The sequence below is a fragment of the Chloroflexus sp. genome, from assembly GCF_034434295.1.
GTDB lineage: Bacteria > Chloroflexota > Chloroflexia > Chloroflexales > Chloroflexaceae > Chloroflexus.
Window position 1 is genome coordinate 35,038 of sequence record NZ_DAOTZQ010000084.1, and the last position, 12,967, is coordinate 48,004.

At 54.7% G+C, this 12,967-nt stretch carries 9 protein-coding genes; 7 read left to right on the forward strand and 2 right to left on the reverse strand.

Going from position 1 to position 12,967, the window contains the following annotated elements:
• The first annotated feature begins 273 nt into the window (after positions 1 to 273).
• From VAE57_RS12010 to VAE57_RS12030, 5 genes are all read left to right on the forward strand, one after another.
• The gene (locus VAE57_RS12010; protein WP_322822115.1) at positions 274 to 2,211 is read left to right on the forward strand and encodes a histidine kinase N-terminal 7TM domain-containing protein; all 1,938 of its coding nucleotides are present in this window, start codon (positions 274 to 276) and stop codon (positions 2,209 to 2,211) included.
• On the forward strand, positions 2,180 to 2,557 hold the full coding sequence (locus VAE57_RS12015) for a response regulator (protein ID WP_322822116.1): 378 nt from the start codon (positions 2,180 to 2,182) through the stop codon (positions 2,555 to 2,557). Before VAE57_RS12010 ends, VAE57_RS12015 begins: the two co-directional genes overlap by 32 nt.
• Positions 2,558 to 2,640: 83 nt before the next feature.
• Positions 2,641 to 5,466: an ATP-binding protein gene (locus VAE57_RS12020; protein WP_322822117.1), complete on the forward strand. Its 2,826-nt coding sequence runs from the start codon at positions 2,641 to 2,643 to the stop codon at positions 5,464 to 5,466.
• Entirely contained in the window at positions 5,459 to 7,042 is a 1,584-nt protein-coding gene (locus VAE57_RS12025; protein ID WP_322822118.1) for a response regulator, read from the forward strand. The genes VAE57_RS12020 and VAE57_RS12025 overlap by 8 nt, the downstream gene beginning before the upstream one ends.
• A 2-nt stretch (positions 7,043 to 7,044) precedes the next feature.
• A complete protein-coding gene (locus VAE57_RS12030; RefSeq protein ID WP_322822119.1) occupies positions 7,045 to 7,638 on the forward strand; it encodes an ATP-dependent Clp protease proteolytic subunit in 594 nt (197 codons plus the stop codon).
• On the opposite strand, the gene VAE57_RS12035 is transcribed toward VAE57_RS12030, so the two are convergent.
• Entirely contained in the window at positions 7,613 to 8,698 is a 1,086-nt protein-coding gene (locus tag VAE57_RS12035) for an alpha/beta hydrolase (RefSeq protein ID WP_322822120.1), read from the reverse strand. The genes VAE57_RS12030 and VAE57_RS12035 overlap by 26 nt on opposite strands.
• Before the next feature lie 9 nt (positions 8,699 to 8,707).
• Here VAE57_RS12035 and mnmE point away from each other — a divergent pair, with 9 nt between their 5' ends.
• A complete protein-coding gene (gene mnmE, locus VAE57_RS12040; protein ID WP_322822121.1) occupies positions 8,708 to 10,066 on the forward strand; it encodes a tRNA uridine-5-carboxymethylaminomethyl(34) synthesis GTPase MnmE in 1,359 nt (452 codons plus the stop codon).
• Positions 10,067 to 10,121: 55 nt separating this feature from the next.
• Entirely contained in the window at positions 10,122 to 11,324 is a 1,203-nt protein-coding gene (locus tag VAE57_RS12045; RefSeq protein WP_322822122.1) for a phosphoglycerate kinase, read from the forward strand.
• 84 nt (positions 11,325 to 11,408) lie between these two features.
• Here VAE57_RS12045 and VAE57_RS12050 read toward each other — a convergent pair whose 3' ends face one another.
• Complete coding sequence (locus VAE57_RS12050) at positions 11,409 to 12,755, reverse strand: hypothetical protein (RefSeq protein WP_322822123.1); 1,347 nt, start codon at positions 12,753 to 12,755, stop codon at positions 11,409 to 11,411.
• Positions 12,756 to 12,967: the final 212 nt, after the last annotated feature.

Below are 12,967 nucleotides of genomic sequence, written 5' to 3' on the forward strand. Positions count from 1 at the left end.
GTTCTAAGCCTGCTCTGCACCCTCGATTATAGCACAAACTGTTCCTGTTTACTTGACATAAGTAGTGTTTATTCCAGTAGTTGTGTCTGCTACCTGCCATGGTATAATTCAGACTAACCCTCTGATCGGAATAGTCGTAGTACAAATAGACAGGTCACTTATCACAATTCAGGCAGCTTGTTGCGAAAGACAGGTATTTGCGCTTAATGTCGCCGGGTTCATGGCATACTGGCAAACTTTACTTGAGCGTATCTGGTTCCTGTACACATTGATATGGTAGCAATTCTCGAACGAATCAATGAACTTCTCTTCGCTGCGGTATTGATTGTGAGCTTTTCGCTGCTGGCGTATATTGTGTTGCAAAACTGGCGCAGCGATATTGTTAGATCATTAGGTGTGTTGCTAGCGGGGGTCATTATTGCCTACAGCGGTGATCTCTTGCTGGCTCGCGCTCAGCGTCCGGCCACGATTGAATTTCTGGGTCGTGCTCAGTGGTTAGGTATTGTGTTGGTACCGGCAGGGTATATCCATTTTGCGAATGCCTTGCTGGCCTTTGGCAGTGCCCATACGATTGCCCAACGCTGGCGTAGAAGTGTCTATGCTGCGTACATCGGCAGTCTGGCCATCTTTTTGCTGGTTGTCCTCGGTACAAATCTGGTCGTCTACACCGGTTCGCCGAGTGGGCCAGTGGCACGCTTCAATGCTGGCCCCCTCTTTTGGTTTTACGTCCTCTTTTTCGGTCTGGCCATAGCCTCGGCCCTGATTGCGATTCTGATTGTCCGTCGCTCGGTGCTGACACCTGCTCAACGCCGACGTTTGAGTTATCTGGGGGCAACCTTCGCCGCGCCAGGGATTGGTGTCTTTCCGTTTCTGCTGATAGCTTCACCGAATGTGATACCGCTCACCCTGATTCTGGCGCTACAGGCGGTTGCCAGTCTGATTGTGATCGTAATGCTCACCGTCATGACCTATTCGGTAGCGTTTCAAGGCATGCTGATCCCGGAGCGATTGATTAAACAGGATTTTGTGCGGTGGTGGTTGTATGGCCCGTTTGTTGGTATCACTACCATCCTGTTTATTCAAGCGGTACCGATTATTGCGCAGTATTTGGGATTGCCACCAGAGACGCTGATCACCTTCGGTGTGATGGTGATGACGGTGTTGATGCCGATCTTTGTGACGCAGGCGAAACCCTATCTCGATGCGCTAATCTATCGCCAGGATCATTCAGAGATCGATTATCTGCGCAATTTGCCTCGCAACATGTTCACCCGTGCCGATCTACGGGCTTTGCTGGAGAATTCGCTAGTTGCGATCTGTAGTGCATTGCACGTCAAAACTGGTTTTATAGTTGCACCGGGTGAAGATGGCTTTAGCGTTAAAGCGGTATGGGGATCGCGCCGTGATGTTCGACGGTTTGTTACCGAGCATCCGGTGATGTCCATCATCCCACAGTTGGAGTCCATGCCGTATGACGCTGCTGCAAGTCTGGATAGCGGTTCGTTTGTGGTGATCGATGATTTTTGCCTGTTCCCACTGCGGAGTCCCGATGGCATTTTTCTCGGCGCAATTGGGCTGGAAGCGACGCTCGATCAATTGCGCCGTAATGGCGGTATGTCTACCGATATGCGTCGTATGGTGACTGGCCTGGCTCATCAGATCGAGCTGGCACTGACGACTGCGCAAATGCAACGACAGATTTTCGATGCCTTGCGAGAACTGGCCCCAGAGATGCAATCGTTGCAGCAATTGAGTTCCCGTCTGGAACAGGCAACCCCGCTAACGTTAAGTAATCTCGATGATGATATTGTCTTGCATCCAGATTTTCCGCAGTTGGTAAAGGATGCGCTTACCCAGTTGTGGGGTGGGCCAAAGCTGGCCGAAAGTCCACTCCTCGGTCTGCGCAGCGTGCGGCGGATTCTCGCCGAACAGGGTGGCAGCCCGACACGAGCATTACAGGCTGTGTTACGGCAGGCAATCGCTAATTTGCGTCCTGATGAACAAATTGATCCGTCAGCCCAGGAATGGTTGTTGTACAATTTGTTAGAAGGACGTTTCCTGCGCCGGCAAACGGTTCGTGATGTTGCTCATCGGTTGGCCATGAGTGAGTCTGATTTTTACCGCAAGCAGCGCATAGCAATTGAAGAGGTTGCCCGCCAGATAGTTTTAATGGAAGAGCATGAGTACGAAAATTCTTCTGGTCGAAGATGAGACTGATTTGCAAGTCATCACCCGTATGGCGCTGGAAGACGCCCACTATACGGTAGCAGTCGCCAGTAATGGACTTGAAGCCCTTGCCATTCTTGATCGCGAGTCGTTTGACCTTTTGTTGATTGACCTGTTAATGCCAAAGATGGATGGCCTTGAGTTATGCCAGCATTTGCGTCAGCATCCGGTCTGGCAACATATTCCTGTACTGTTGCTTACGGCTAACCCCAAGGCACATCTGGCAAACCATGAGTTTCATCCGGCTGTACGGGGCTGGGTCGAAAAGCCATTTAATGTCTTTGAACTGGTCGATTACATTCAGTCTATTTTGAACGATGCGCAGACGTAGGGTGTGCCATAGACAGGAAGGTGGCAGGGCATATCGTGCAAGTGTCTGAGCGATCGGTGTTACTGGCTATCTTGTGCCGGCAAATGTATCGTGCCACGTCGCACGATACGGTGTGGCAGGTGCTGCTCGACGGCGCACGCAGTGTGGCAGCAGCCGATATGGCAGTCATTTATCAGTTAGACCCTGAAGCTGATCTGCTTCAGCGATTTGTGGATCGTGGGACGACGGTCTTCCCGGATTACATTACGGTTCCGAACTATCTGCTACACGATTTACGCCTTTTGCGTCAGCCGATCAGATTTATTCCGGGTCAGCAATCGACGCCCCTGGCGCTGGCATTTACCTCTGCAATCTGGCCTGATCACCCACCGCATGAAGTGGTGATCCTGCCGCTCATCGAGCAGGGGCGGTTGGCAGCAGTGTGCGTATGCGGCTGGTTGTCGTCGGTTTCTGATGAGGAGATCAGCGCATTGCAGTTTCTCGTTGATGATGCTACCTATGCACGGGCAATGCTGGCCTCCACCGATAGGAGACAATCCGATGAAGGAGTAATCTCCGACGCGATCACCAATCTGACCCTGCTCTACACCCATACGTTCGATCAATTGATTGAAGCAGCGCTAGAGCAGTTAGTGGTGATCGGCGAAGCCGCAGCGGGTGCGCTTTATTTGTATGATGATGAGACGCAATCGTTGCGCTTGCAAAGTGTCAAAGTCAATGCTCTTGCTACGGCCTTTGCGCCTACGCTGCGTCAGTTGTGGCAAAACGATCTGGGGCGTCATTGCCAGGTACTGGCCGAATCGCTGCTTGAGTCGAGTAACGAAGTCGTTTACCTGGTTGCCGATCCATCATCGTCACACGATATTGCTCCTTTACACAGATTTCTTTGTGAGCACGCTATTGATGGCATTCTGTCGTTGACCATTGTCGCCGGAGGCTGGCAGGCCGGCGTTGTGCAGTTAGTGCCATGGCCAGGGAATGGTTTCAGTGAACAGCAATGGCAATGGTTGCGGTCGTTGGTCAGACAGATCGGTGTGGCAATTGAGCATTCGCGCTTGTTTGAACGTCTACGGGCTGAACTGGATCACGCGCAGGCAGTAGTTGAAACAACGAATGATGGTATTGTGTTGATCAATGCCCGGCGCCGGGTGGTGATGGTTAATCGCCGCGCCTGCTATTTCTTCGGTGTTGCCGAGCACGATCTGAAAGGTCGGCCATATGACGATCTGTTGCAGATCTTCAACCGGGTCTTCGCCCATCCTGCCCGTCTGGGATTGTGGCTTGGACAACTGCTCGGTTCAGAAACCGACCGGGCGAATGAAGAGTTTCAAGTGGTCTGGCCACAGGCGCGCCGTTTGCAGTGTTTCTCGGCCCCGGTTGTTGATCGCCGTGAGCAGTACCTGGGCCGTATCCTGATCTTTCGCGATGTGACTCGTGAGCGTGAAGTGGAACAGATGAAAAATGAGTTTGTTTCCATGGTCTCCCACGAACTACGCACACCGCTCGCCAGTACTCAGGGTGCGCTCCAGTTGTTGCTGGGTGATAATGAACGAGGTAAACCCGGTCTGATCCGTGATATATCGAGTGTCGAGCGTGATTTGCTACAACGGGCACTTACCAATACGAACCGGCTGTTGCGATTGGTAAATGATATTCTGGATATTGCCAAAATTGAACGGGGGCAATTACAATTACAGCGCCGTCCCGTCACTCCCGAAGAGATCTGTCGGAACGCAATTGATGACCTGGCCAGTTTTGCCCGTCAGCAGCAGGTGACAATTTCACTCGACGTGCCGCCAAATCTCCCGTTGGTGGATGTTGATCGCGACCGGATCGTGCAGGTGTTGGTGAACCTGCTCTCAAATGCGATCAAATTTTCGCCGGCAGAACACCAGGTTGTTGTGAGCGTTACCCACGAGCAGGGTATGGTGCGCTTCAGTGTGCGTGACTGGGGACCGGGTATTTCGCGAGTTGATCAACGTAAATTGTTTCAGAAGTTCCAGCAGCTTGATCAGTCGAAGAGTAATGTCAGGGGTGGCTCTGGCCTTGGTCTGGCTATCTCGAAGCAACTGGTTGAGTTGCACGGTGGTCGCATCTGGGTGGATAGCGATGTTGGTTTGGGCAGTACGTTCAGCTTTACGGTACCGCTGGCAGCGGTACAGCGGATTGCCAGTGCCGATCAGCGTCCACTCATCCTGATCGGTACTGATGGTCATCCCTTAACAGATGCGCTGCATACCAGCCTGATGACTACATCTGATTGGGAAGTTGTTTTGACGCCGATTGCCGATCTGCAAACGATGTTGCCGGCACGTCAGCCAGCAGTGACCGTTCTGCTGCATCCTGTTAGTGTTGAGGAGGTGATTGGACGACTACGTGCTCTTGCCCTCTACCAGTTGACTTCAATTATTGTTGTTAGTGATGAATCGGCAGTTAAACTACCTAAAGACATTGTTGTCTTTCCAGGAACGGTTTCTGTAGATCAGCTTGTAGCAGAAATACGTTATCAAACGACCAAGAATAAACCACTCATTATGGTTGTGGATGATGATCCGAATGTGCGTCCAGTATTAACGCGCCTTATCCAGCGCCATGGGATGCGTGTGCTGGCTGTGGGTGATGGTGAAGAGGCATTGGCCATCGTGCAACACGTTCGCCCACAAGCTATTTTGTTAGATTTGCGCATGCCCGGCCTGGATGGTTTTGAAGTGTTGCGCCGGTTGCAGGCCGATCAGGCGACAGCCTCGATTCCCGTAGTGGTATTGACGGCCAACGATCTGGCGCCTGATGCACCTTCCCAGGCATTTGCGCTCGGTGCACGTGGTTTTCTCGAGAAGCCAGTCTCGGCTGAACGACTGATTGCCATGTTGACCTCCGTCATTCCAGCAGATGAGGGCAGTCATGAGTAAATTTTCTCCGGAGGTTGAACGGTTTATTCATCAGTATGTATCACCGCTCACGTCGTTGCAGAGTGCTGTTGATCTCCTCGTCCACCACTATGGACAGAGTACTGATCAGCGCCTTAACAATCTGGTCTCTTCATTACAGCGCTCAACCGTGCGTTTGCGTCAGTTTGCTCAGTTACTGACAGAACATCTTCAACAAGAGGATGAGGACATTGTTGTCCGTGTTCCACGGGCGTGGTATTGGCGAGATCAGCATGCTGCACCATCTGTAGACGCTTTACCGTCTGCATCGCTAGGGTCGGGTTTAGCAGTGTTGGTAGGCGAAGCAGACCTCGACGATCTGGCTGCTCTGTTCCACAATGCCGGCTGGCAGGTTGAGCGAGTGTCATCATGCGCTGCCGGCCTTGATACCGCCCGTTACCGCCGTCCACGTTTGCTGATTATTGCTGGCACCACTGCCGATATCGAGCCGGCCTTATGTGCGCAGATTGTGCATACCGATCCAGAGACACGCGGTGTGGTTGTGGCAGTGGCCACCCGTGATCGCTCAGTCCGTCCTGTAACAGGCATTCCCTATATTGATCTGCAACAACCGCTGCTTGAACAGCTCCATCGCCTGCTGTCCATGCATCACCAGGCCGGTCAGAACGTGCCGCGGATTTTGCTGGTTGATGATGAGCTGGATATTCGGGTTATCCTTAGCCAACAATTAACGGATGCCGGTTTTGTGGTGGTAACGGCATATGATGCGACAACGGCGTTACGGCTGATGCATGAACAATTCTTCGACCTGGTCATCCTGGATCGACTACTGCCCGATGGTGATGGCTTAAACGTGTTACGGACGATTCGCTCGTCCGGTACGACGCGCCTGATTCCGGTGATGCTGCTTTCAGCGGTGAGTTCGTTAGATGAGAAAGTACGCAGTCTGCAATTGGGTGCTGATGATTACGTGGTGAAACCGTGTAGTGCGGCAGAACTGGCAGCACGTATTCGTTCGATCTTGCGCCGGAGCGAACGCGAGAGCAGTCTGAACCCCATTTCGCGCTTACCCGGCAATACGACGATTGAACAGGTTATTCATGAGCGATTGGTCAAACAGGAACCTTTTGCGGTTGGCTATATCGACCTTGACAATTTTAAGGGGTACAATGATCACTACGGCTTCTTCAAAGGTGATGCAGTCATTTTACACGCTGCCCGGTTACTGTCTGAAGTTGTCCACTGGCAGGACACGCCTGACGATTTTTTGGGTCATTTAGGTGGTGATGATTTTGTGCTGGTTTCAACCCTCGAACGGGCGCAGCAGATCGGACAGGCGATGATCGAACGATTCGATGCTACTATTCCGTACTTCTACGCACCTGAAGATCGTCAGCGTGGTTATATTGTTGGACACGACCGTCAGGGACGACCGTGCCGATATCCACTGTTGAGTGTCTCGATTGCGATTGTACCAGTGACGCCGTTGCGCTATCGACAGCCATACGAGATTGCAATGCGGGCAGCCATTGTGAAGCGACAGTCGAAATCGGTCACTGGGAGTTGTGTGATTATCGATAATGAAGAAAGAGGATAGCAATGCCTTCTGTGCCGGTACCAACAATTGTAGAACGCACAAGCCGTGGGGAGCGAAGCTGGGATATCTTTTCGCGCCTGTTGAGAGAGCGAGTGGTGTTGATTGGTGAACCCATCGACGACGAACTGGCTTCATCAGTCGTCGCTCAGTTGCTGGTGTTGCAACAGCAAGACCCTGAACGCGATATCTGGATGTATATCAACAGTCCTGGTGGCGTGATCCGGGCCGGCCTGGCGATCTACGACACGATGCAACTGGTAACCCCCGATATTTGCACAGTGTGCGTGGGCCGCGCTGCGAGTATGGCGACCGTCTTGCTTTGTGCCGGTACGAAGGGGAAACGGTTTGCCCTGCCACACGCCACCATCCACTCGCATCCGGCAGGTGGCGGTGCCGAAGGGTATGCCCCCGATGTCCAGATTGCGGTAGACGAAATGCTGCGTTTGCAACGATTACTGCGCGAGATCATGGCTAAGCATTCCGGTCAACCCGTTGAGCGCCTGGAAGCCGATTTTAGTCGAGATTTCTATATGACGGCACCACAGGCGCTGGAGTACGGATTGATCGATGCTATTCTAACACCAAACCGGTCGTGAAGGCAGACTGGTTCAGGTGTCGTGCGAGCCAGTCAACCGTGAGCGTGATGCATTCCAGGTCTATCGGTAGCGAGATATGACTGGCGAACGGCAAGAGATGATACTCAGCCCAGCCGGCTGCTAGCGCTGCAACTTCGGCTGCTGCGGCTGGCGGTACAATTGCATCGCGTCCGGCATAGACCAGCAGGGTCGGTAATGGTGGCTCTCGTCGGGCCAGCGGGCGCAGGCTTTCGGGAAAGGCCAGAGCATCGAATAAGTCCCAGGTACTGATCGTAGCCCGAATCCCACTGGTTTGCCACGCTCTGATCACATGATCAACAGCACCATCGCGGAAGAGGTGTAGCATGCGCAATTGTAGAATTGCCAGTGCTTCACGAATCTGCACCTGTCGGTATGCCCGGGTATCAAGCCGCAACCGTGGTGGTACTTCCCAGAGCGCCAGCGCATCCACGCTGGCGCCGTTCGCGACCGCCCGGGCCAGTACTGCACCGCCGAGGCTCATCCCGATAGCGCCAACCTGAGTGTAGCGCTGGCGTAGCCAGTCAATCGGATCGGCAACGCTGTCAACCATGTGTGGAAACGCCTGGGGTCGTGGACTCTCGCCATGACCGTCGAGATCGATCAAGAGCGCGGCGACGCCGTGCGCAATCAGTCCATCCACCAGTCGCCAAGCGTAAAAGGTCTTATCGCAGCCTGAACCATGAGTGACCAGCACCGCAGTCTTCGACCCACCGTGTGGTACGATGTGCAGTGCCGGTACCGGTCCATGGCGGGCGGGTAGATCGAGGCGTACAATCTGGCGATCCGGGTAACGCCCTGGCCGTAACTGTTGTTTTGGATCGAGCTGCCGTCGCCGGAGGGTAGCCAGGACTATCTGACCAAAGAGTGCCGGTAATAGCAGTGCCAGATGGCTGCGCCATCCCGAAGCCGGCTGGCTCCAGGCCATGGTCAGAAATGGTAATGCCAATCGGTTGCTCCAGCTCAACCCCCGCAGACCACTGAGATGGGCAACCGCATTACCAAGCGTAATCAGCCGTAAGAAGGTGTTAAGTAAACGCACAGAACCTCGATGAATGACACAATTGCTGCAATTGCCACACCACCCGGAGAAGGTGGCATTGGTATTATACGCCTGAGTGGGCCTGACGCTCAATCGATTGCGATGCGCATTTTTCGTCCCGTGCGGCCAGGACGGTTGCGCAGTCATCGGGTGCGCTATGGACACGTGATCGGGCCTGATGGAGAAGTCATCGATGAAGCATTGCTGACGCTGATGGCCGCTCCTCACAGCTTTACCCGTGAAGATGTCGTGGAGATCTCTTGCCACGGCGGAGCGCTTCCAGTCCAACTGACCCTCGAAGCAGCCCTGGCTGCCGGCGCCCGGCTGGCGAATCCCGGTGAATTTACCTTACGGGCTTTTCTCAATGGTCGGATTGATCTGAGTCAAGCCGAAGCCACCCTCGATGTGATTCGGGCACAGACGAGTGCCGGGCTGGCGATTGCGCAGGCACAGTTGGGGGGCTGGCTGGCACGCGAGGTACGGGCTGCCCGCACAGCCATCCTTGAACCGCTGGCCTACATTACTGCGCTGATCGATTTTCCTGAAGAGGGGATTGAACCGCAGACGGTGGCTGGGCCAATTGAACAGGCGCTGACCACGGTCGAGCACTTACTGGCCGGGGCCGATCAGGGCATGGTCTTGCGCAACGGTGCGCGCGTCGTGCTGGTTGGCCGCCCAAATGTTGGCAAGTCAAGCCTGCTCAATGCCCTGCTCCGGGTTGAACGCGCTATAGTTACCCCCATCCCCGGTACAACGCGCGATACCCTGGAAGAGATGGCAAATCTGGCGGGGGTACCGGTGGTGTTAATCGACACCGCCGGTATGCGTACCAGTACCGATCCGGTTGAACAGATTGGGGTGGAGCGGGCAGCAGCGGCGCTGGCCGGTGCTGACCTGGCGCTGCTTGTCTTCGACTCATCACAACCGTTTACCCCCGAAGATGAAGCGATGCTGGTGACCACTGCCGACCGACCAACCATCATTGTCTGGAACAAGTGCGATGATCCGGATGTACCGCCACCGCCCGCTCCGCCGCATCCGAAAGCGATGGCTGTGGTTGCCTGTTCGGCTCGCTATGGTCATGGGATCGATACGCTGGCTAAAACAATCGCTACGACCTTGCTCGGTGGCACATTACCGGCTGTTGGCGCAACGCATCTGGTCAGCAATCCGCGTCACCGGGCTGCCCTGCGGCGGGCCGCCGAGTTTCTGCGCGCAGCTCAAGAAACCCTGGCCGCCGGTGCGGCAACCGATCTCCTGGCAGCCGATTTAACCGGTGCTGCCAATGCGTTGGGTGAGATTACCGGTGAAACTGTGGGTGAAGATTTGCTCGACATGATCTTCAGTCGTTTCTGCATCGGCAAATAGCCCCTGTGTTACAATGACAGCGGGCCGTTATACCGCGAATTAAGGAGGAACGCGCATGAACAAGAAGACCATCCGTGATGTGGATTGGGCCGGAAAACGTGCGCTGGTACGAGTTGATTTCAACGTGCCACTTGATGATCAGGGTCAGATTACCGATGATACCCGGATTCGGGCGGCATTACCGACCATTCGCTATCTGCTGGAACACGGTGCCAGTGTGGTCTTGATGTCGCACCTGGGGCGTCCGAAGGGTAAACCCGATCCGAAGTACAGTTTGCGTCCCGTTGTCGAGCGTTTGTTTGAACTGCTGCCCGAAGCAAAAGAGGTCAAGAAGACCGAGGCGATCACCGGGCCGGCGGCGGAGGCGGCTGTGGCGATGCTAAAACCAGGGCAGGTATTGGTACTCGAAAACACTCGCTTCGATCCCCGTGAAGAGCCAAACGATCCGGCAATGGCGGCTGAACTGGCGAAATTGGGCGATATTTTCGTCAACGATGCCTTCGGCACAGCCCACCGCGCCAATGCCAGCACTGAGGGCGTAGCGCACTATCTGCCGGCTGTTGCCGGTTTTCTTATGGAAAAAGAACTGACGTACATCGGTGGTGCCCTGAATAATCCGCAGCGTCCATTCGTAACTGTCATCGGTGGTGCGAAAATCAGTGACAAGATCGGCGTGATCGAAAATCTGCTGGGTAAGGTCGATGCACTACTCATTGGTGGTGGTATGGCTAACACCTTCCTGCTTGCCAAAGGGCTGAATGTCGGCGACTCACTGGTCGAACCGGACAGTGTACCGGTGGCTCAGCAGTTGATGGCCCGTGCTGAAGAGCGGGGTGCTCGCCTGCTGTTACCGGTTGACGTGGTGATTGCCGATGCGTTTAGCGCCGATGCCCAGCGCCAGGTTGTTGATGTAAGTGCAATTCCTGCCGGCTGGCGCGTGCTCGATAGTGGCCCCAAGACCATCGAACAATACAGCGCCGAGATTCGGGCTGCCCGCACAGTTATCTGGAATGGGCCGATGGGTGTCTTTGAACTAGAGCCGTTTGCCGTCGGTACACGTGCTATTGCCCAGGCAATGGCCGAAGCGGCTGCCAATGGTGCAATCACAATTGTCGGTGGTGGGGATAGTGTGGCCGCAGTGGAACAGGCCGGTCTGGCCGATAAGATGTCGCATGTGAGTACCGGCGGTGGTGCCTCGCTTGAGTTGCTTGAGGGACGAGTCTTGCCGGGTGTGGCTGCGCTGCAAGATGCAGAGTAGTCTGGCTTGAGCAGGAGTTTTCAGGCGACCTACAGACGTAGTAGCACAGGCTTCGGCCTGTGCTACTTTCCAATCTACCATCGCCTACGGCACCGCTGTCGTATCTACAACTGCCGCAGTCTCCCACGGCTCAACATTCCCTGCCCAATCGCGTGCACGAATCCGGAACTCAAACTGTTTGCCTTCGTGGGGGCCAAACCATGCGCTCAAGTCGGTCGTGCCCAATTTCCAATCCGTCCAGCCACCGTTCGGCAATAGACGCACCTGTACATCGTAACTGGCGATACCGGTCAGATCATCATTGCCGCCCCACTGGATCTGAAACCCATTGTCAACCCGTGAGATCGAAATAATCTGCGTATCAGGCGGTGTCGTGTCACTGCGCGGTTCCCAGGCAATAGCGTCGAAGCGCACCGCCAGGCCGCGATCATCGGTGAGATCGCTTAGGAAGACCTGGGGTACGTCATTGTTAACACCGCCAAAATAGTATGTACCAAGCGAAGCCCACTGACCGGCGGCGGCACGTTGGTCGAGTGTTACTTCGGTGATTGCCCCGTCATGGCTGATCTGATAACGGGCACTGGTAGTCGCTGGATTGCCGCAGACCGGGATGTAGGCTTTTACTTCGTAGAACCCAGGGCTGAGATCAGGCGCTTGCCAGCTTGCGGCAGTGGTAGCTTTTGTGGGATCGGTCGTTGAATACGTCCATTGATGTTGACCGTTTAAGCCACACGTCTCTTCATACCAGTCTTTGCCGACCGGATCAAAAGCAGAATCGGCGTTGTCAATGGTGGTTGCACCTTCTGGAGCAGTCACAGTGGAATCGGGATTGTCGGTTATCTGCCCGGAGCCGACGTCGATAGCCGAACCGGGGCCAGGGTCTTCGCCCAGCCAGAGAAATGTGACGTAGACATAATCGCTGCGGGTCATACCCAGGTCATCCCAGAAGGTACCATCGGCGATGTCGATTCCATTCGGGAAGGTGATGCGTCGTCCCCATTCATCGCGTCCGCCGTTGTAGCCATGATAGTAGGCGGCTTCAGCCATTGGCATACCTACCGGTAAATCGCTGTACCGTCGATTGGGATTCCAGTAATCATCGCGGGTGTTCCATGGGCCGACATCCCAGACCGGCACGACGACTGAACGGCCATTGTAGGTGAGACGAACTTTGAATTTGTCAGTGCCTTTTGGCGAGAGAACACACCAGCACGGGAGGGCGACGAAGCGGTCACGGGGTTGAATGATATGACCATTTGTGGTTCGGCGACCAACTAAACCTTCACGGGTAGCGAAGATACGGTAGGTTGGTGCGAGGTTCGACTGCTGAGACGGTGAAGTCGTTGGGGCAGCCTGGACGTGGGCGATGGCTGTCGAAAGAATGACCAGCACAACGACAAGCAGGCCATGGCGAACGATCCTTCCTCTCATAAATTGTTTCCTCCTTTGTGACGGCATACGGCTATTCGCCGGGCAGACGCGAGGCAGCCGTCATCGGGTGAGGTCCGCCGACGCCAGGGGGCGCCATTGGTGCCTCGTAAGCATTACTGTGGTTTGCGTCTGCCAGGGCGTCGCGCAATGCGCAAACAGAGCGCAACAGTGGTAGTTGAGGAGTGCTGGCAACAGGGCCAGAGCACTGGCGA

Bases quoted from the DNA above. Each gene is read 5' to 3' on its own strand.
- VAE57_RS12050 (WP_322822123.1), bottom strand. From the start codon at position 12,755: ATGAGAGGAAGGATCGTTCGCCATGGCCTGCTTGTCGTTGTGCTGGTC.
- VAE57_RS12015 (WP_322822116.1), top strand. From the start codon at position 2,180: ATGAGTACGAAAATTCTTCTGGTCGAAGATGAGACTGATTTGCAAGTC.
- VAE57_RS12010 (WP_322822115.1), top strand. From the start codon at position 274: ATGGTAGCAATTCTCGAACGAATCAATGAACTTCTCTTCGCTGCGGTA.
- VAE57_RS12025 (WP_322822118.1), top strand. From the start codon at position 5,459: ATGAGTAAATTTTCTCCGGAGGTTGAACGGTTTATTCATCAGTATGTA.
- mnmE (WP_322822121.1), top strand. From the start codon at position 8,708: ATGAATGACACAATTGCTGCAATTGCCACACCACCCGGAGAAGGTGGC.
- VAE57_RS12020 (WP_322822117.1), top strand. From the start codon at position 2,641: ATGTATCGTGCCACGTCGCACGATACGGTGTGGCAGGTGCTGCTCGAC.
- VAE57_RS12045 (WP_322822122.1), top strand. From the start codon at position 10,122: ATGAACAAGAAGACCATCCGTGATGTGGATTGGGCCGGAAAACGTGCG.
- VAE57_RS12030 (WP_322822119.1), top strand. From the start codon at position 7,045: ATGCCTTCTGTGCCGGTACCAACAATTGTAGAACGCACAAGCCGTGGG.